The sequence below is a fragment of the Kitasatospora sp. MAA19 genome, from assembly GCF_029894125.1.
Taxonomy (GTDB): domain Bacteria; phylum Actinomycetota; class Actinomycetes; order Streptomycetales; family Streptomycetaceae; genus Kitasatospora.
The window spans coordinates 1-19,511 of sequence record NZ_JARXYZ010000031.1 but is presented as its reverse complement, the minus strand read 5'-3'; the positions used below and the strand labels follow the sequence as shown (position 1 = coordinate 19,511).

The following is a 19,511-nucleotide window of genomic DNA, read 5'->3' as shown; positions in this document are numbered from 1 at the left end:
GACCGCCACCACAGCCACCGCCGCTGCTTCCGCCAGGACCTCGCGGAGCCTGGGCAGGACCGGGCCCGGTCCTGCCACCGGCCGCGCGACCGTCGTCCCGGCGGCGCCGACCGGGTCTCCGGCGCCGTCAGCCGTCGGCCGCCAGGGGGACGGTCGCCGTGAGGCGGGCCCCGGACGGCGTCGGGGTGACGACCAGGGTGCCGCCGTGGTGGCAGGCGATGTCGCGGGCGATCGGCAGGCCCAGGCCGCTGCCGCCCTCGTCCCGGCTGCGGGCGTCGTCGAGGCGGGTGAAGCGTTCGAAGACGCGCTCGCGGTCGGCGGGCGGGATGCCGGGGCCGTCGTCCTCGACGTCCAGGACGGCCAGGCCCCGGGCGCGGTCGGCGGTGAGCCGGACGTGGACGGCGCCCGCCGCGTGCCGGTCGGCGTTGTCGAGCAGGTTGGTGAGCAGTCGGCCGAGCCAGAGCGGGATGCCGTCGACGGCCACCGCGGGGGCGAGGTCCGTGGTGCGCCGGTGCGGGCCGGCGGGGCGGCCGAGCACGGTGGCGGCGACCAGCCCGGTGAGGTCCACCCGCTGCCGGGGCCGGTCCTCGGCGCCGCCGCCCGCGTCGAGGCGGGCGAGCAGCAGCAGGTCGGTGGCGAGGCTCTGCAGCCGGTCGGTGTCCTGGAGCGCGCCGTGCACCAGTTCGGCCCGGACGGACGGGTCGGGGTGGGTGTCGGCGACCTCCAGCTGGGTGCGCAACACCGCGAGCGGGCTGCGCAGTTCGTGCGAGGCGTCGGCGATGAACTGCCGCTGGCGCCGCCCGGAGGCCTCCAGCCGGTCGAGCATCGCGTTCATGGTGGCGGCGAGGCGGGCGATCTCGTCGGCGGTGCCGGGTTCGGGGACACGGCGGTGCAGATCCTGCCCGGTGATCGCGTCCACCTCGGCGCGGATGGCCTCCACCGGCCGCAGCGCGTGCCCGGTCACCCGCCAGGTGACGACCACCCCGGTGAGCAGCAGCAGCGGGCAGGCGACGGCGAGCGCGGCCTGGGTGATGTCGAGCGCCTCGTCGGCGGCGCGCAGCGAGGCGCCCGCGTAGACGGTGACCGGCCCGCTCGGGGTGTCGGCGGTGACGGCGGTGAGGCGCTGGCGGTGGTGGTCGTACAGCGGGTCGACGTCGTCGGTGGTGTGCGAGCCGGTGCGGTGGGCGGCGGTGAGGGCGGGCCGGCCGGTCAGGTTGGGGCTGGCGGCGAGGACGGTGCCGTGGGCGTCGACGGCCTGCAGGAAGTCGGTGCCGTGGCCGGCGTGCAGGACGGGCGTGAGCCGCCCCTGGACGGCGAGTTGGGCGACCGAGTCGGCCTGCTGCCTGGTGGCGGAGGCGGCGGAGGCGACCAGGTCGGCGTGCAGGGCGGCGAGCAGCCCGGCGCCGGCCAGGGCGAGGGCGGCGGCGAGCACCGTACCGGCGGCGGCGGTGGCCCGGGCGCGCACCGACCGGGGGACGAACCGCCCGAGCGGGCCGGGGAGTCGGGGAAGGCGCGGGCGCATCTCAGCCGCCGTCGGGGGCGAGCCGGTAGCCGGCGCCGCGCATGGTCTGCAGGGCGGCGCGGCCGAACGGGGCGTCGATCTTGCGCCGCAGTGCGTGGATGTGGACCTCGACGATGCTGGGGTCGGGGTCGTGGTCGGCGTCCCAGACATGGTCGAGGATCTCGCGCTTGGAGACCACCGTCCCGGCGCGCGCGGCCAGGTACTCCAGGATCGCGAACTCGCGGGCGGTCAGCTGGGTGGGGCTGCCGGCCCGGGCGCAGGTGCGGGCGTTGGCGTCGAGGACCAGGTCGCCGAGGGTGTGCAGGCGCGGGCGCTGCTGGTCGATCCGGCGGTGCAGGGCGCGCAGCCGCGCGAGCAGGACGACGAAGGAGAAGGGCTTGGACAGGTAGTCGTCGGCGCCGGTGTCCAGGGCCTCCGCCTCGTCCCATTCGCCGTCCTTGGCGGTGAGCATCAGGATTCCGGCCCGGCAGCCGTTGGCGCGCAGCCGGGCGCAGACCCGGTAGCCGTTGAGGCCGGGCAGCATGATGTCGAGGACGATCACGTCGTAGGGGTGCCGGTCGGCGAGGGCGAGGCCTTCGGGCCCGTTGTGGGCGGTGTCGACGGTGTGGCCGTCGGCCTCCAGGCCGCGGCGCAGCGCGGTGGCCATCCGGTGTTCGTCCTCGACGACGAGTAGGTGCATCCGTTCAGGGTGCCAGGTGATGCCTGGTGGTCCGTCGGCGGCTTAAGCGGAGGTTCAGGAACGGTCCGCCATGATCGCCGGGCGCGCCCCGGGGGTTCCGGGCGCGGTGAGCAGCCGAGGCAAGGAGAACGCCCGATGACCGACGCCACGTCGTCCACCCTTCCGCTCCCGGAGGGCCCGAACGGACCGGACGGACCGGACGGCCTGCACGGACCGGACGGCCTGCACGACGCTGCGCAGGATCCGCAGCGGGCGCCGAAGCGGCCCCGGGCGGCGCGACTGCGCGGCTGGGCGGGCGGCCGGGAGCGCCGGATCGCCGCCGGGGTGGCCGCCGTCGCGCTGATCGGCGCGGGCGGGCTGGCACTGGCGGCCGCCCACGAGGAGCACGGACGCGAGGGCCACCGCGCGATGAGCCGGGCCGAGGGCGGCTCGTCCGACGAGCACGGCGAGCACGGCGGGAACAGCGAGCGCGGCGGATACGGCGAGCAGGGCGGGAACGCCCCGGGCGAGGGGCGCGCCAAGGACGGCCGCCACCACGGCGGCGGGCAGGGGCGGGACAACGGACAGGGGAAGAACGGCGGCCAGGCCGGGGCCGACGCCCGCCTCGCCCCGGCCCCGCTCCCCTCCCTCGCCGCCTCGGCCGCGTTGGAGAAGGCCCAGGGCGCCGTCCCCGGCGGGCGGGCCGAGTCGCTGCGCCGCGTCACCCAGCAGGGCGGCGCCGCCGCCTGGGCCGTGGTGGTCGTGGGCCCGGACGGCGTGCGCCACCTGGTGACCGTCGACGGCACGAGCGGCGAGCTGACCGGGAACACCGTCGTCGACGGGTCCGGGCGCTGACATGGCCCGGCACACGACGATGCCCCGGGCCGCGGCCCGCCCCGGCACCCCGGTCGAGGCGGGAGCGGCCAGGGCCGGAACGCCCGGAGCCGGAACGCCCGGGGCAAGCAAGGTCCCGGCCGTGGACGCCTGGTTCTGGCTGGTGAAGGTGCTGACCACCGGCATGGGCGAGACCCTGTCGGACTTCCTGGCGCACACCGTCGGCCCGGTGCCGGCGGTCGCGGCGGCCGGACTGCTGCTCGCCGTGGCGCTGCTCGTCCAGCTGCGGCTGCGCCGCTGCGTGCCCGGCATGTACTGGGCGGTGGTGGTGCTGGTCAGCGTGTTCGGCACGATGGTCGCCGATGTGGCGCACGTCGCGCTGGGCGTGCCGTACGCGGTGTCGGCGGGTGGACTGGCGGTGGCGCTGGCCGCGCTGTTCCTGCTCTGGCACCGGGTGGAGGGCTCGCTGGCGATCGACCGGGTGACCGGGCTGCGCCGGGAGCTGTTCTACTGGGCGGCGGTGCTGCTGACCTTCGCTCTGGGCACCGCGCTGGGCGATCTGACGGCGGCCACGCTGCACGCCGGGTATCTGCTGGCCGGTCTGGGTTTCGCCGTGCTGATCACCGTCCCGGCGGTGGCGGCGCGGGCTCGGTGGGTCGGCCCGGTGGCCGGGTTCTGGTGGGCGTACGTGCTGACCCGCCCGCTGGGCGCCTCGTTCGCGGACTGGCTGGGCGTGGGCGCCGACCGGGGCGGCCTCGCGCTCGGCACCGGCCCGGTGAGCCTGGCCCTGGCGGTGCTGATGGCGGCCGCCCTCGTCCTGTCGACCCGGGCACACCGGCGACGGACGGCGAGTGGACGTTCCACCGCCTAAGCGTCTACATTGCTGTAGACGTCGGAGGCGTACGGCATCACCCCCCGGACAGCCGTGCGCCTCCGGCCTCCAGGCCTCACCCCTACCCCCGCTCGTCGACCACCCGCCGGATCTTCCCCACCGACCGCTCCAGCGCGTACGGCTCGACCACCTCGACCGCGACCGTCACCCCCACGCCGTCCTTCACCGCCCGGACGATCGCCGCCCGCGCCGCCACCCGCCGCTCGGCCGGAGCGTCCGGGCGCGCCTCGACCCGGACGGTCATGTGGTCCAGCCGCCCCTGCCGGGTGAGCCGTAGCTGGAAGTGCGGCGCGACGCCCGGAGTGCGCAGCAGGATCTCCTCGATCTGGGTCGGGAAGACGTTCACCCCGCGCAGGATGATCATGTCGTCGCTGCGCCCGGTGACCTTCTCCATCCGCCGGAAGGCCGGCCGCGCGGTGCCGGGCAGCAACCGGCTGAGGTCGCGGGTGCGGTAGCGGATCACCGGCAGCGCCTCCTTGGTGAGCGAGGTGAAGACCAGTTCGCCGCTCTCACTCTCGGGCAGCACCTCGTCGGTGAACGGGTCCACGACCTCCGGGTAGAAGTGGTCCTCCCAGATGTGCAGCCCGTCCTTGGTCTCCACGCACTCCTGCGCGACGCCGGGGCCGACCACCTCGGACAGACCGTAGATGTCGACGGCGTGCAGGTCGAGCCGGTCCTCGATCTCGCGCCGCATCTCCTCCGTCCACGGCTCGGCGCCGAAGATCCCGATGCGCAGCGAGGTGCTGCGCGGGTCGACGCCCTGTCGCTCGAACTCGTCCAGCAGGGTGAGCAGGTAGGAGGGAGTGACCATGATGATCTCGGGCCGGAAGTCCTGGATGATCTGCACCTGCCGGGCCGTCATGCCGCCGGAGGCCGGGATGACGGTGCAGCCGGCCCGCTCGGCGCCGTAGTGCGCGCCCAGCCCGCCGGTGAACAGCCCGTAGCCGTAGGCGATGTGCACCTTGTGCCCGGGCCTGCCGCCGGCCGCGCGGATCGACCGGGCGACCACGTCGGCCCACATCGACAGGTCGTTCTCGGTGTAGCCGACGACGGTCGGGCGCCCGGTGGTGCCGCTGGAGGCGTGGATCCGGCGGACCTGCTCCATCGGGACGGCGAACATGCCGAACGGGTAGTCCTCGCGCAGGTCGGTCTTGGTGGTGAAGGGGAAGCGGGCGAGGTCGGCGAGGGTGCGGCAGTCCTCGGGGCGGACGCCGGCCGCGTCGAACCTGCGGCGGTACAGCTCGACGTTGTCGTACGCGTGCCGCAGGGTGGCCCGGAGCCGGGTGAGCTGATGGGCGCGCAGTTCGTCGACACCCATCCGCTCGCCGGCGTCCAGCAGCGCGGACGGGATCGGCTCCCCGAGGCGCCGGCCGGACTCCCCGAGCCGTCGCCCGGGCTCCCCCGGATACCGACCGGACTCCCCGGGGTGTCGGCGCGGGGCGGGTGCGCTGCCGGTCATCGTCGCTCCTTCGCAGGTCGGCCGATACGGGACGCCTACCGATCGTTCGGTCAGGGCGGGCCCACGGCCAAGTAACCCAGTGCCCGAACCACCTGTCAAGGGGTGTGCAGCGGATCCGGAATGTGAGGTTCCATCCGTTTCAGGCGGAGATCGGACGGCCACCTTGGCTGGCCGATATGAAAATCATTACGGAATTTTGACCCGTGCACGGCATCCGCCGGCCCAGCCGCATGGTTCAGTAGTGCGGTTTCTCCCCCGCACCCCGGAGTGATCACCGTGTCCACGACTCCCGCCCTGGTCAGCGCGCTGCGCGAACTCGGCGACCGACCCGCCGTCGTCGCCGACGGGCGCGCGATCAGCGGCATCGGCCTGCTGCTCGGCGTCTCCCCACCGGGCGGCCTGCCCCGGGTCCTCGCCCAACGCGTCGCGGCCCACGCCGCGCTGCCGCCCTCCGCCGCCCGCACCGCCGAACAACGGCTGCAGCACTGGGCGGGCGTCCTCGGCCCGCCGCCCATCCGGCACACCGTGCTCCACCCCGCCACCGACCTCGCCGTCGAACTCGCCCTCGCCACCCTGCTCGCCGGTGGCACCGTCCACTGCGGCGACCCCCAGCAGGACCCCGACCAGCAGCTCGCCGCCCTCGCCGCCGACGCCACCACCCACCTCAGCCTGCCCTCCGCCCTGCTCTGGCGCCTCAGCCGCCGCCCCGGCCTGGCCGCCCACGACCTCGGCGCACTGCGGCTCGTCCTGCACGTCGGCCCCGAACCCCAGCAGGAGGACGTGTACGCCGCCGTCGACGCGCTCGGCGCCGTCCTCGCCCACGTCCGCGCCCCGCACACCCACGCCGAGGCCGCCGACCACCGGCTGCGCGCCGCCGTCGACGCCGCCTCGGCCACCGCCTGGAAGCACACCATCGGCGTCACCGCCGACCAGGTCCAGGCCTTCGGCGCCCACCTCGACCAGGCCGTGCTGGCCTCGCTGCTGCTCACCCTCCAGCAGAGCGGCGTCCTCACCGACCCCGGGCGCGGGCACACCGAGGCCGAGGTCCTCGCCGCCGCCCTCGTCACCCCCGCCCAGCGGTCCCGGGTCGGCCGCTGGCTCGACGCGCTCACCCGGCACGGCCTGATCACCCGGCACGAGGGCGTCCACCACGGGCGGACCGAACTCACCGCGGCCGAGGTCCGGGAGGCCTGGCGGCCCGCCGTCGAGGCCTGGACGGACGGGCTCGGCCCGCTCGCCGCCCTGGACCGGGTCCGGCGCGGCGCACTGCGGCTGCCCCGGCTGATCACCGGCGAGGAGGCACCCCGGCCGGCCGCCACCCCGATCCGCTGGACGGCCGCCCGCGGCTACCTCGGCGCCGCCCTCGGCGCGCTGGTCCGCGGCCTCGCCGAGACCCACCACGGACCGGTACCGCTGCGCGTCCTCGAACTCGGCCACGACGGCGCCGACTCCGCGATCACCCGCGCCCTCGCCGCCCGGCCCCGGCAGCACGCCGACCACCACCACCTGCCCGACGGCGGCCGCTACGACATCGTCGTCGCCACCGCGACCGGCCGTCCGGACCGCGCCGTCCAGGAGTTGGTCGACCAGCTCGCGCCCGGCGGGCACCTGCTGCTGCTCGCGCCCACCGGCGAACAGCTCGACCTGCTGATCACGGGCGAGGCCGAGGCCGAGGCCGACGTGCTCCCGGCCCTCGCCTGCATCGCTACTGCCGTCCGGGCCTGCCCCGTTCCCCCTGCGCCCCCGGCATCCCCGATATCCGCGACGTCCCCGGCGTCCCCGATGTCCCCAGCCTCCACGGCCTTCGCCGCCGAGCACTGGCGGGCCGCGCTCACCGCCGCCGGCTGCCCGACCGTCCTCGCGCTGCCCGAGGACGGGCACCCGATGGGGCTGCTCGGGCAACGCCTGTTCGCGGCCCGGATACCCTGAGCCACCGCGACGATCGGGCCGTGCCCGCCTCCCCGCGCTCAGCGCCCTGTCGGCCGGCTCCCGGCTCCCGGCTCCTGGCTCCTGGCTCCTGGCTCAGCCTCGGCTCGGCGCTCTCCGCCCGTTCCCGCTGGTCGGTGCGGTCCCGGCGGCGCGGTCGTGGGCCTTCTGTGGCCGGGCGGTGAAGCCCGGATCACCCACCGCCACCCGATCCGTACCATTTCGATACCGAAGCCTGGATGAGCTGCAAGGATTCTCGCCCACCGGGCCCACGCCCGGGTAGGCTCCGCATGTCCTCCGGCCCTGGCGCAGGCGGCCCCGCGCCGCCGTGCCGCGTTCCGGGCGGCACACCCCCGCGGGCCACTCGGTGGGCACCGCGCACTCGACACCGCGCGCCAGGGCAGTCGCGCGAACGGCGAAGGGCATCGCATTGGCGGATCGGCTCACCGGAGGAGACTCCTCGCTGCTGCGGCGGATCAACGCGGCGGTCACGCTTCGGGCGCTGCGGACCGGCCACTCCGTGACCCTCACTCAGCTCGTCGGCGAGACCGGGCTCTCCCGCCCGACCGTCGAGGGCGTCATCGAGGGCCTGGTCGAGACCGGGCTGGTCGCCGAGGTCGACCAGCCCAAGGAGGACGGCCAGCCCGGCACCGGCCGCCGCGGCCGACCGGCCCGCTGGTTCCGCTTCCGCGCCGAGGCCGGGCACATCCTCGGCATCGAGGTCGGCGTGCACGACATCCGGGTCATCCTCGCCGACCTCACCGGCGAGGTGGTGGGCAGTCACTTCAAGCCGGTCGACGAGACCCTGGACGCCGAGGACCGGCTCGCCGCCGTCCGCACCGCCGTCGCCGAGGTGCTGCGCAAGGCCGGCGTCTCCCGTGACAACCTGTGGGCCGTCGGCATCGGCACCCCCGGCATCGTCGACCGCGACGGCACCGTCCGGCTCGGCACCGCGATGCCCGGCTGGACCGGCCTCGACCTCGGCGCCCGGCTGCGCCGCTCCTTCCGCTGCCCCGTCCTGATCGAGAACGACGCCAACCTCGCCGCCATCGCCGAACACTGGCAGGGAGCGGCCGTCGGCGCCGGCGACGTCGTCTTCGTCATGGCCGGCCTCAGCCCCGGCGCCGGCTCCCTCATCGACGGCAGGCTCCACCGCGGCTTCGGAGGCGCGGCCGGCGAGATCGGCGCCCTCCACCTGCTCGGCCAGGAGGTCACCCCCGAACGCCTCCTCTCCACCACCGGCAAGCCGCTCAACCCGCTCGACGAGGCCGCCGTCGCCCGCGTGCTACGGCTCGCGCGGGAGGGCGACGAGGTCGCGAAGGTCGCCATGGACCGCTTCCTCACCCGCCTCGTCCAGGGTGTCGCCGCGCTCGTCCTCGCCATCGACCCGCAACTCGTCGTGATCGGCGGCTGGGCGGCCGGCCTCGACGGCGTCTTGGAACCGCTGCGCGAACGCCTGGCCCAGTTCACCCTCCGTGCCCCCGAGGTGGCCCTCGCCGCGCTCGGATCCGAGGTCGTGGCGATGGGCGCGCTGCGCGTCGCCCTCGACCAGGTCGAGGACCAGCTGTTCGCCGTCGACCCGCCGACCACCGGCAACGGTCGGGCCTGACGGGGCCGGGCGGGCCCGCTCACCACCCACCACACAACGGCCGAGGCCCGGACGCCACTTGGGCGTCCGGGCCTCGGCCTGAGGGTGTCGGAAAGATGGTTCAGGAGGCGGTGCGGACCTCGGCCGCAGCACCGACCGGGGTGACCTCGACCAGGCCGGTCTCGCCGAAGGTCAGCTTGCAGGTGTCGGCCCGGTAGGTGGAGACGGCGACCGCCACCAGGCGCCCGGCCGCGGCGTACTGGGTGGTCATCACCAGCACCGGCGAACCGGGCGGGCGCTCCAGCAGGGCGGCCTCGTCGGCCTCGGCGACACCCAGCTCGACCGCGCGGGACTCGCCGTCCACCTCCAGCCGCTCCAGCTGGCGCAGCACCGAGCGGGCCCGGTCGCTCTCGGCCCGGAAACCGGGCAGGTGCGGCAGCGCCGCGGCCGGGACGTGCAACGACTCGGTGGCCATCGCCCGACCCTCCACCAGGCGGACCCGGCGGACGATGTGCACGGTGGCGCCCTCGGCGATGCCGAGGCTCTTGGCCAGCTGGGCCGACGCGGGGGCGGTGGTGCAGTCGATCGTCCGCCAGGCCTGGCTGCGGACGGCGCCGGGCCAGCCCTCCTCCTGCCGGTTGACCGGGACGCCGACCCGCGGGGCCGCGATCAGGGTGCCGATCCCCCGCCGACGCACCAGGCGCCCCTCCAGCTCCAGCTGGTCGAGGGCCTGCCGCAGGGTCGCGCGGGCGACACCGAAGCGGGCGGAGAGCTCGCGCTCGTTGGGCAGGACCTGACCGATGGAGAACTCCGAGTCGATCGCCCGGAGCAGCACCGTGCGCAGGTGCCAGTACTTCGGCTCCGGCACCGCCGAGAGCTGTCCTGTCGTCCCCACCTTGTCCTCCACCCTGTCGTCTCCGCCCTGCGGTAAGGAGGGCGGATGCCGGGCCCGCTGTCCGCTGATGCGGCAGGTGGGAGAGCGGGCTTTTATCCGTCCTTCTTTATTAAAGGTCTTTGCAGTAAGCGACCCTAGGTGCTTCATCCGAAGATGGTCAAGACCAATGGCGCGGCTTGGTGCGACCGTCGCACACATTCATGCCACGTTCACGTCATCCGGCGGGCGGTGCGCGTCACGCTTCGGACCGGCCTGCCGCACTCGGTAGGCTGCTCGGGTGATCGTGGTGACGAGTGTGAACGTGAACGGAATCCGGGCGGCGGCCAAGAAGGGCTTCATCGAGTGGCTGGCCGCCACCGAGGCGGACGTGATCTGCCTGCAGGAGGTGCGCTCCGAGCCCGGGCAACTGCCCGTCGAACTGCGCGACCTCGACGGCTGGCACGCGGTCTGGGCCCCCTCCGTCGCCAAGGGCCGGGCCGGCGTCGCCGTACTGTCCCGCCAGGAGCCGCAGCGGACCGCCATCGGATTCGGGTCGGATGAATTCGACGATTCGGGCAGGTATGTCGAAATCGACCTGCCGGGGCTGACCGTCGCCAGCCTCTACCTCCCCTCCGGCGAGGTCGGCACCGAGCGCCAGGACGAGAAGGAACGCTTCATGGCGGAATTCCTCGTCCACCTCACTGCCCTGCGCACCCGCGCCGCCGCCGACGGCCGCGAGGTCGTCGTCTGCGGCGACTGGAACATCGCCCACCGCCCCGAAGACCTCAAGAACTGGAAGGCCAACCAGAAGTCCGCCGGCTTCCTCCCCGAGGAACGCGCCTGGCTCTCCCGCGTCTACGACGAGGCCGGCTACGTCGACGTCGTCCGCAGCCTCCACCCCGACCGCACCGGCCCCTACTCCTGGTGGTCCTACCGCGGCCGCGCCTTCGACAACGACTCCGGCTGGCGAATCGACCTGCATTGTACAACGCCTGGTATCGCCGCCAAGGCGGTCGAAGCCTATGTCGAACGTGTCGCCACCCACGCGGAACGCTGGTCCGACCACGCCCCCGTCACCGTGGTCTATGACCTGGAGAGTTGAGACCAGCAGGCCGGGCTGCCCCCTCGTGGATCGGCAACCCGGCTACCGACACGGTCCACAACGACCCGCAACAGCGCCTCGCGGAGCCATACCGAGCTCGTGACCATGAAGACGCCGGACCTCACCCACGGCACGTTCACTACGATGCCCGGACCGCGCCGAGCTAGCGGGCACGGGAAGGGGAGCGGCGCGATTGCGTGACGGATTGCCTCGCTGACGATGACGCTGCGACGGTGGCCCGTCCAGGCGGGTGCGGGATTGGCGCCAGTCCGGCGGCCCAGGCCACAGCAATCCGGCGGCTGTTGCGGTGCTGCACGTTCGGGTACTGAGGTAGGACCATCCTCGTCGAACTGTGGCGGGACCGTGAGACGCTGCAACGGTGCCACACCTCGACCGCGTACGTGCTGCGATGGTGCTGTACCTCATGGGTGTGGGGACGGGTGAGCTCCTGGGCGACGCGGACGGTCGTCGGGCCGCTGCGACGGTGCCGCACCTCGTGGGTGGGGGCGGCGATCGGCCGCTCGGCCGCGCCGTCCAGGCCGACGCGCTGCGGCGGTGCCACACCTCGCGGGTGTGGAGATGGGGCGTCCAGCCGACCGCGCCCGAGGACATTTTGCGGCTGCGACGGTGCCGCACCTCGCGAGTGTGGAGACGGCAGGCTGTGGCCCATGGCGTCGTAGCGCCGCTCAGTGCCGCGACGGTGCCGCACCTCGTGGGTGTGGGGACGGCGCCCTCGACCAGACCGCGCTGCGGGCGGACCAGCAGCCGCGATGGTGCTACACCTCCTGAGTGTGGAGACGGCTGTTCACCGCCAATCTCATCATCGCCCCCTACTTGCTGCGACGGTGCCGCACCTAGCGGGTGCGGAGACGGGGCGAGGTCCTCGGCGACGAGGTGGTGGCGATGTTGCTGCGACGGTGCCGCACTCACGGGTACGGGAATTGCCTGGCCGGAAACGACTCCCTACTGACCGCCGGGACGCTGCGACAGTGCCACACTTCGCAGGTACGGGGAAACCACCCCCCGCTGCCCGTCGACGTTATGGTCAAGCTGCTGCGACGGTGCCACACCTGGTAAGTGCTGGGACGGCCCGGATCTTCGGGGCGCGGAAAAGCTGCGACGGTGCCGCACCTCGCAGGTGCGGAGACCGCCCGCGGACTGCGGTCGGGGTTTCGGCGACCTCCGGGCTGCGGCGGCGCCGCACCTCGCGGTATGCAGACCGCAGCTGGGTGAGGTGGCCGAGATTCGGAGGGGTGTCGCTGCGACGGTACCGCACCTCGCGGGTGTGGAGACCACAGCTCGGACGTCTCCTCGTTGCGGCCGGCGATCGCACTGCGACGGTGCCGCACCTCGCGGGTGTGGAGACCGCGGCAACCTGTCCGGCATCGGCGACACGGTGATCCAGCTGCGACGGTGCCGCACCTCGCGGGCGGGGAGACCGGCGGGGTGAAGCCGGTGTTCAGAGGGGGCCCCTGAGCGCTGCGACGGTGCCGCACCTCGCGGACGCGGGGACGGCATGCCGCAGGGCTTCGCGGCGTTTGAAAATCACCACCTGCGACGGTGCCGCACCCCACACCTCGCGGATGCGGGGACGGAGCAGGTGAGCTGGATATCTGCAGTCACGTCCCGCCTGTCTTCCTGCCCGTTGTCACGCACATAAGAGATGCTTCGGGCCTTCTACTTCGGTGCGGCCGGGCGTTTCGTGGTGTGCTTGGGATTCCGAACTTATCGGCTTGTGGGCGACCAGACGTTGACGGCAGCGCTGTGGAGTTCTCAGTGGGCGTTTAGCGGGCTCTTTTCCGTCATGCGGCTTTCATCCATGACCGCGTTCGTGGCGATCTACCCGATGCAGGAAGTCTGTCCCCGCCTTGGCCGCCAGCATGCCTGGCGGTCTCGTCCGCTTCTGCGCCTGGAAGTCCGTCTGATTTGAAAAAGTCATAGAACCGCCCATGGGACAGCGGAACAGAGTCTTCCGCCACGTTCATGCAGACGCTGTGTCGTGAGCCAGCGGAAGCCATACCCCAGCGACCTGTCCGACGCCCGATGGGCCCTGATCGAGCCGAAACTGACGGCCTGGAGGAAAGCTCGGCTCGACCGCAGGCCCACCGGACAGCCGGCAAAGGTCGAACTGCGCGACGTGTTCAATGCGATCCTACGTCAACCGAACGGGAATCCCCTGGAAGTACCTCCCACACGACTTCCCGAACCACGGCACCGTCTACGCCTACTACGCCGCCTGGCGCGACGAGGGAATCTTTGCCCAGCTCAACTACGACCTGACCGGCCTGGCCCGCGTGAGGGAGGGACGCAACCCCGAGCCGACAGCATCCGTCATCGACACCCAGAGTGTGAAGACCTCCACCAACGTGCCCCTGACCAGCCAAGGAACCGACGCAGCGAAGAAAATCGTCGGCCGCAAACGCGGCATCCTCACCGACACCCCCGGGCTGATCCTCGCCGTGATCGTCACCGCCGCGAGCCTGTCCGAGAACGCCGTGGGAATACACCTCATCAACCAGGCCAAGAAGACCTACCCGGGCATCTCCAAAAGCTGGGTCGACACCGGCTTCAAGAACGCCATGGTCGAGCACGGAGCCAGCCTGGGAGTCGACGTCGAGGTCGTCCACCGCAAATCCGACGCCCCTGGATTTCACGTGGTGAAAAGGCGGTAGGTTGTCGAACGAAGCCTGGGGTGGATCATGCTAAGACGGCGCCTCGCCCGCGACTACGAGACCCTGCCGACCAGCTCCGAAGCCATGATCCACATCGCCTCGATCGACAACCTCGCCAAGCGCATAACGGACGAGACCACACCAACCTGGCGAGGGACTTACTAGGGCATAAAGGGCAATCCGTTCACATCAAACGCCCTCTGAGTTCGCAAGAAGCCTCACCCCAGCGACTGGGCCAGGTCACAGTGGATCATCGAGAACCGGCTGCACTTCGTCCGCGACAGCACCTTCGGCGAGGACGCCTCGAGGATCCACATCGGCCACGGACCCGAGAACATGGCGACCCTCCGCAACTTGGCGATCAACACGCTGCGGCAGCACGGATACCGCAACATCGCTGCCGGCCTCCGCCACGCCTCCTACGAACCCTTCACCCGCCCGCTCGACCTCTTGGGTATCGCTTGACCAGCCAGTCTGCCTGATCACCGGGACTTTATAACAGCCCTGTCATCCTGCCCGATCGCATCGCGCACGGCCCTCCAGCCTGCAAGGCAAGCATCGAAGTCCACTGCGACTTCCCGGACCTCCTTGGTCGCGTAGTCGCACCACAGCAGGCGGGCGCCGGTTGCGCACGAGCGCACGAGATAGGCCTCCTCAGCATCGAAGAGCTCGGTAGCCTCGGGCAACGCGAAGTAGCTGCGCGGATTGGCGTCGGCTGCGGCGAACGCCGGCCGCAGGCCTTCGCTGTGCCATGCGTGCAAGCCGGCGAACAGCGTTGCGACGCCCATGCCGGCCGCGGCGTGCAGCACCGGCTGCAACGCCAGCTTCTTCAGCATGTCGTCGATCGCGCCCTGAACCAGCCCGACGACCGCCCAGGCGTCCGGATCGCCGATCTCGCCGGGCGGCGCGGTTACACGAATCCCGCAGAAGCGATGCGCGCCGTCGCTCGACGTCTCGGCGGTCCAGCGCCACGCGAGGGAAACGACTTGCTCGGTCATGAACCACAGGGTATCTGCACGACTTGATCGGTCACCGGCACTCAACCGGAGCTTCGTTGTGTACGGACCGGGTACATCATGCCTCGTCATACCGCCGTGACCAGCACCTTCACCAGCTCACCCGGACTTTGAAATCGCCCTGCCAGGACGATGCGGTCCTGCGATGCATGCACGGAGGTCACCGTCTCCTGTCCTGTCCAGGCGTCCCAGTGGGCGGTCCACTGCGGGGGCTGGAACAGCTCGCGCCACTCACGGTCGCGGGCCGACCCGTGCAGGCGGTCGCCGGTGCGCAGCCTGGAGGCGAGGTCGCTGGTGATGGCCTCGACGATCTCGACGGGTGTCTGGTCGGTGAGGCACACGGTCCACTGGGGCGGCTCGAACGGCGAGTTGTGAACGGCGATCTTCCACATCGCGTCGGTGCCATTCTCGGGCTCGAAGCCGAGCCGGACCCTGCCGTCGGTGGAGACGATGAACTGGTTGCCGCGGCCGTCGTCGATGCGCACGGCGCCAGCGTCGACGAGGGGGCGGATCGCGCGCTCGGTGTCCAGGACGGGGCCTGCGTACGTGGCCGGGGTGACGCTCAGCTGCAGCCACGGCTGTTCGTGCGCCTTCCTGGTCCAGTAGGGGTTAGTCGCAATAACAACGCGAAATGACGCAATCAGGGTCGCGAGACACTAGAGGGCCCGTCCGGCCCTGATCCACCGTCAGAACGATCATTGCTCTGCTCCGCCCCCGTATTCCATACTGAGTGCCGCCGCCGGAAATCCTGGCGGTGTTCAGGGGGTAGTCATGCGTATTGCTCGTAAGGCAGGCGTCGCGCTGACCAGTCTCGTGATGGCCGGGGGCCTCGCCACCGCGACATCCGGCTCGGCTTCCGCCGCGACGGACGAGATCTGCGCGTACCCGTCCGCCGAGGTCTACAACGACGCCGGCAAGTGGGCCGGCGGCGCCCAGTGGAGTGCGAACCCCGGCTGTGGCGTGACGGGAGACACCCTCGGCGCCTTCGACGCCACCGCCGACGGATATGGCGTCGTCGCCCATCTGAGCGCGCCCGACGGCAGCATCCCCGAACGTGTGGTCAGCACCTCCGGCCACAATTCGCCTTACACCGCGTGGAAGAGCGGCAACCTGCCCGAGGGCCATCAGTACATCATGTGGGCCTGCCTGACGAAGGGCGGCGTCACGTCCCACTGCTCGAAGACCAAGATCGTGACCTCCTGACGCTCGCGTCCGATGACGGCTTACGTCTGACGGCTTTCGTCTGACGGGTCGCGTCTCCCTCGCCGGGTGAGCCCCGGCCGCCGCAGTGGATTCCGCGGCGGCCGGGGCTTTCGGCTGGGACGCCGGTGGTCTAGCCCCAATGCCGGTGACTTAACAACGATCGCGAGCCGCTGACCTGACCATATGAGGGCCGGGCCCCCCTTCCCTGCTCATCCGGGCGGTGCCTATCGTCCGGGTATGTACACGGGCTCGGAAAGGAGGCCCTCAATGTCTGTCTACGTCGGTATCGACGTGCACCGCAAGAGGTCCCAGATCGCCGTGATCGACGAGGACGGTGCGGTGCGGGTCAACCGCAACGTCCCCAACGGCGTGGAGACGGTGCTCGGGGTCATCGGGGACCTGCCGATCGGCACCCCGGTCGCGTTCGAGGCCACCTACGGCTGGGGCTGGCTGGTCGGACTCCTGGAGGACTACGGATACCAGCCGCACCTGGTCCACCCGCTGCGGTGCAAGGCGATCGCCTCGGCCAGGCTGAAGAACGACAAGGTCGACGCCGCGATCCTGGGCCGGCCGCTGCGGGCCGACCTCCTGCCGGAGGCGTGGATCGCCCCGCTGGAGGTACGCCAGCAGCGAGCCCTGCTCCGCCACCGCTTCCAGCTGGTGCGGTTGCGGACGCTCATGCGCAACCGCGTCCACGCGGTCCTGGCCGACCTCGGCCACGACCGGCCCGGCAGCTGTTTCACCGGACCCGGCCGCAACTGGCTCGCGTCATTGGAGCTCCCGGACGCCTCCCGTCGCGTGGTGGACGACCTGTTGCAGGTCATGGACGCCCTGCAGGTGCCGATCGACGCCCTCGACAAGCAGCTCGCCGCGCACGCCAGGGGCGACCCGCGGGTGAAGGCCCTCATGGAGCTGCCCGGTGTCGGCACGCTCACCGCGCTGGTGATCCTCGCCGAGGTCGGCGACGTCACCCGCTTCCCCTCCGCCCGCAAGCTCGCCGCCTGGGCCGGCCTCACCCCCACCGTCCGCGCCTCGGACCTCACCGTCCACCAGGGGCACATCTCCAAACAGGGCTCCGCCTGGCTGCGCTGGATCCTGTGCGAGGCCGCCCAGACCGCCAAGCGCAGCCCCGTCTTCGCCGACACCTACCAGGCCATCGCCGCCAGGCGCGGCAAGAAGATCGCCACCACCGCCATCGCCCGCAAGCTCCTCACCCGCGCCTACCACCTCCTGCGCGACCCTCGTTTCGAGCGGGACCAGCGCAAGCGACCAGCCCGATGAAACCGCCACCGTGCGGATCGCCCGCAGACCCCGGGTGCGCTCGCAATTTCGCATGAGACGGCTCCGCCGCGCTCGATGACCTGACTGAGCAGCCCGGTCCCCGGACCACGGTCATGGCGCCGGCCACACCGGCCAGACGCCGGATGGGTGCATGTGACACCACACGCGGACCACCTGCCGGGGACGCAACGATCCACATCCCAGAAGAACTTCACGCTTCATCGGCTGTCCATTGTCTACCGCCGCGCATCGGTGTCCAGCTCGTTCGTCCTCGCCCGCTCGTCCCTCGTCGGGCTCCGGGCGCTCCAACTGGACTCCTCCCACGCGGCGGCAGCACCAGCGACTACGAGGAAGCCCCGAAGACCACGCAGCCCCGGCAACAACAGGACGAAACCCGAGGCCAGGAACCTACGCGCGCTTGACAGGCCCGGCCCTCATGGGTGCGGCAATGCTTCGGCCAGAGGGCCGTGAAAGACCGCAAAGTCACCTGCATTGGGGTTAGGGCCTGTCCTGCGGATCATGCCTGGAATGCGGCACGCTCGCGTAGGTGGGCGACCATCACCCGAGCTGCGCCGAGGCGGACTTGCAAGCCCTCGGGAATGAATCTCAGGATCTCGTGGCTGTCGATCAAGCCGGGGTGATCACAGCTGCCCGGCTCCGCTTGTGCAGTTTTGAGGGAGTGTCAGCAATATGACCGTCACACAGCCTGCCGCCGAGCGCGTGCGTGTCTCCGCGGAACCCGACTGGTACGAGTCGGCCGGTATCTCGCTCGGCGTCCGGGTCGGGAACTTGGTCTTCACATCAGGGCAGGCGCCGATCGATGCCCAGGGAGCCACGGTCGGCGCCGGGGACTTCGAGACGCAAGCCCGTCAGGCGCTCGCGAATCTGTCGACGGTCCTCACAAACGCGGGCTCCAGCCTCGCCGACGTAGTCAAGGCGACCGTGTTCGTCACGGACATAGCGCAGCAGGACATCTTTGCCAAGTTGCGCGCGGAACACTTCCCGGACAAGCCTCACCTCGCGGAGTCGTTCGTAGAGGTCTCCTCACTCGCCAACCCTGAGTGGATGATCGAGATTGAGGCCATCGGACTCGTCCGGTGATGCCGGGTACTCACAGGCTCTTCGGCGGGTTTACTGACTTCGGCGTTTCGAGGTGATTGGCGTGTTTGTGTAGCTGACCGTCGGTCACTTCCGCGCTATGCCGTTGGTATGCGCTATGGGGATGGGGGCGGGCTGACGGCGAAGGGCCGGCAGCGCCGCGAGGCGGTGCGGCTGGAGGCCGCCGGGTTGTTCGCCGATGGACTCGGGCCACCGGAGGTCGCCCGCAGGCTGCGGGTGAGCTCGAAGTCGGCCTACCAGTGGCACCAGGCGTGGACGAACGGCGGGGTCGCGGCCCTGGCCTCACAAGGCGCGAGCGGCCGGCGTTGCAAGCTGTCCGCGCGCTGCCAGGAGAAGCTGGCCGCCTACCTCGAGCAGGGGCCGGCCGCCCACGGCTGGGATCAGGACCAGGTCTGGACCGGCGCGCGGGTGGCCACGCTGATCGGCCGCAAGTTCCACGTGTCTACAGCGTCTCGGGCGCCACCCGCCTGATGCACCGGCTCGGTTTCACCCCGCAGGTCCCCGTGCGGCGTGCCACCGAACGCGACGAACAGGCCGTCGCCGCCTGGAGGGAGGCGACCTGGGAGGAGGTAAAAGCACCAGGGCGGCCTGCGACGGATGGATCTGCTTCGAGGACGAAGCAGGCTTCACCCGCAGGCCGCCCAAAGGACGCACATGGGGACGCCGCGGCATCACCCCGGTCGTGAAGGTGAGCGGCAGCCGCTCGGGGAGGATCTCCGTCGCCGGGCTGATCGCGATGCGACCGGGCTCGCGGACCCGCCTGTGCCACCGGCTGCGGCGCCACACCGGGCGCAAGGGCGAACGCCGCAGCCTGTCCGAACACGACTACATCGGGCTGATAGACGGGATGCACCAGCTGGTCAAGGCGCCGATCGTGCTGGTGTGGGATCGGCTGAACACCCACGTCTCCCACGCCATGCGCGACCTCATCGACGCGCGGGACTGGCTGACGGTGTTCGTGCTGCCCGCATACGCACCCGAGCTGAACGCGGTCGAGTACCTGTGGGCCCACGTCAAACGAAGTCTGGCGAACCTCGCCAGTGTCGCCCTCGACCGGCTCGAAGCCCTCGTCCGCAACCGACTCAAACGACTGCAGTACCGCTCCGACATCCTCAACGGCTTCCTCACCGGGACCGGACTCTCCCTCGACCTCCCACCGCCATCACCTTGAAACGCCGAGGTCAGTAACCGCGCCCCAACCTCCGTCACCACCCGGCCGACACCCGACCCCACAGCCCTACCGGCCACGAACACCCAGGGATCGCCTCGCAGGCCGACCGGGCTGTCCGCCCCCACGCCATTGCCTGGGGAATGACAGCCACCACCGGTTCCGCACCCGGCCCGGTACCGTCACCGCAACCCTCT

Annotated in this window: 17 protein-coding genes and 1 pseudogene; 12 read left to right on the top strand and 6 right to left on the bottom strand. The window is 71.6% G+C overall.

Going from position 1 to position 19,511, the window contains the following annotated elements:
• Positions 1-127: 127 nt before the first annotated feature.
• Together P3T27_RS32225 and P3T27_RS32220 are read right to left on the bottom strand one after the other, a co-directional pair.
• On the bottom strand, positions 128-1,522 hold the full coding sequence (locus P3T27_RS32225; protein ID WP_280684790.1) for a HAMP domain-containing sensor histidine kinase: 1,395 nt from the start codon (positions 1,520-1,522) through the stop codon (positions 128-130).
• Between the two features lies 1 nt (position 1,523).
• The gene (locus P3T27_RS32220; protein ID WP_280684789.1) at positions 1,524-2,201 is read right to left on the bottom strand and encodes a response regulator transcription factor; all 678 of its coding nucleotides are present in this window, start codon (positions 2,199-2,201) and stop codon (positions 1,524-1,526) included.
• Positions 2,202-2,336: 135 nt separating this feature from the next.
• Here P3T27_RS32220 and P3T27_RS32215 point away from each other — a divergent pair, with 135 nt between their 5' ends.
• Both P3T27_RS32215 and P3T27_RS32210 read left to right on the top strand, forming a co-directional pair.
• Positions 2,337-3,035, top strand: coding sequence for a hypothetical protein (locus P3T27_RS32215; protein WP_280684788.1), 699 nt, complete (start codon positions 2,337-2,339; stop codon positions 3,033-3,035).
• A gap of 1 nt (position 3,036) precedes the next feature.
• Complete coding sequence (locus tag P3T27_RS32210; protein ID WP_280684787.1) at positions 3,037-3,885, top strand: hypothetical protein; 849 nt, start codon at positions 3,037-3,039, stop codon at positions 3,883-3,885.
• Positions 3,886-3,967: 82 nt separating this feature from the next.
• On the opposite strand, the gene paaK is transcribed toward P3T27_RS32210, so the two are convergent.
• A complete protein-coding gene (paaK, locus tag P3T27_RS32205) occupies positions 3,968-5,224 on the bottom strand; it encodes a phenylacetate--CoA ligase PaaK (protein WP_280684892.1) in 1,257 nt (418 codons plus the stop codon).
• A gap of 417 nt (positions 5,225-5,641) precedes the next feature.
• Between paaK and P3T27_RS32200 the strand changes: the two genes are divergently transcribed.
• Together P3T27_RS32200 and P3T27_RS32195 are read left to right on the top strand one after the other, a co-directional pair.
• Positions 5,642-7,294: a hypothetical protein gene (locus P3T27_RS32200; protein ID WP_280684786.1), complete on the top strand. Its 1,653-nt coding sequence runs from the start codon at positions 5,642-5,644 to the stop codon at positions 7,292-7,294.
• Positions 7,295-7,721: 427 nt separating this feature from the next.
• Positions 7,722-8,900 carry an ROK family protein gene (locus tag P3T27_RS32195; RefSeq protein WP_280684785.1) on the top strand — a complete coding sequence of 393 codons (1,179 nt, stop codon included), beginning with the start codon at positions 7,722-7,724 and terminating at the stop codon, positions 8,898-8,900.
• A 100-nt stretch (positions 8,901-9,000) separates the two neighbouring features.
• On the opposite strand, the gene P3T27_RS32190 is transcribed toward P3T27_RS32195, so the two are convergent.
• Positions 9,001-9,774: a GntR family transcriptional regulator gene (locus P3T27_RS32190; protein ID WP_280684784.1), complete on the bottom strand. Its 774-nt coding sequence runs from the start codon at positions 9,772-9,774 to the stop codon at positions 9,001-9,003.
• 277 nt (positions 9,775-10,051) lie between these two features.
• Here P3T27_RS32190 and P3T27_RS32185 point away from each other — a divergent pair, with 277 nt between their 5' ends.
• Complete coding sequence (locus tag P3T27_RS32185; protein ID WP_280684783.1) at positions 10,052-10,855, top strand: exodeoxyribonuclease III; 804 nt, start codon at positions 10,052-10,054, stop codon at positions 10,853-10,855.
• Positions 10,856-12,854: 1,999 nt separating this feature from the next.
• Positions 12,855-13,692: pseudogene (locus P3T27_RS32180) on the top strand (IS5 family transposase).
• 317 nt (positions 13,693-14,009) lie between these two features.
• Here the strand turns inward: P3T27_RS32180 and P3T27_RS32175 are convergent.
• Both P3T27_RS32175 and P3T27_RS32170 read right to left on the bottom strand, forming a co-directional pair.
• Complete coding sequence (locus P3T27_RS32175) at positions 14,010-14,525, bottom strand: hypothetical protein (protein WP_280684782.1); 516 nt, start codon at positions 14,523-14,525, stop codon at positions 14,010-14,012.
• A gap of 86 nt (positions 14,526-14,611) precedes the next feature.
• Positions 14,612-15,028 (bottom strand): DUF317 domain-containing protein, encoded by a 417-nt coding sequence (locus P3T27_RS32170; RefSeq protein WP_280684781.1) that lies wholly within the window; start codon positions 15,026-15,028, stop codon positions 14,612-14,614.
• Positions 15,029-15,314: 286 nt separating this feature from the next.
• Between P3T27_RS32170 and P3T27_RS32165 the strand changes: the two genes are divergently transcribed.
• The 6 genes from P3T27_RS32165 (at position 15,315) to P3T27_RS32145 (ending at position 19,317) form a co-directional block, all read left to right on the top strand.
• A complete protein-coding gene (locus P3T27_RS32165) occupies positions 15,315-15,746 on the top strand; it encodes a hypothetical protein (RefSeq protein ID WP_280684780.1) in 432 nt (143 codons plus the stop codon).
• A 267-nt stretch (positions 15,747-16,013) separates the two neighbouring features.
• On the top strand, positions 16,014-17,027 hold the full coding sequence (locus P3T27_RS32160; RefSeq protein ID WP_280684779.1) for an IS110 family transposase: 1,014 nt from the start codon (positions 16,014-16,016) through the stop codon (positions 17,025-17,027).
• A gap of 690 nt (positions 17,028-17,717) precedes the next feature.
• Positions 17,718-18,128, top strand: coding sequence for a RidA family protein (locus P3T27_RS32155; RefSeq protein WP_280684778.1), 411 nt, complete (start codon positions 17,718-17,720; stop codon positions 18,126-18,128).
• A 108-nt stretch (positions 18,129-18,236) separates the two neighbouring features.
• Positions 18,237-18,617 (top strand): helix-turn-helix domain-containing protein, encoded by a 381-nt coding sequence (locus P3T27_RS41090; protein WP_348534167.1) that lies wholly within the window; start codon positions 18,237-18,239, stop codon positions 18,615-18,617.
• The gene (locus P3T27_RS41085) at positions 18,617-18,832 is read left to right on the top strand and encodes a winged helix-turn-helix domain-containing protein (RefSeq protein ID WP_348534165.1); all 216 of its coding nucleotides are present in this window, start codon (positions 18,617-18,619) and stop codon (positions 18,830-18,832) included. Before P3T27_RS41090 ends, P3T27_RS41085 begins: the two co-directional genes overlap by 1 nt.
• Complete coding sequence (locus tag P3T27_RS32145) at positions 18,748-19,317, top strand: transposase (protein ID WP_280684891.1); 570 nt, start codon at positions 18,748-18,750, stop codon at positions 19,315-19,317. The genes P3T27_RS41085 and P3T27_RS32145 overlap by 85 nt, the downstream gene beginning before the upstream one ends.
• Positions 19,318-19,511: the final 194 nt, after the last annotated feature.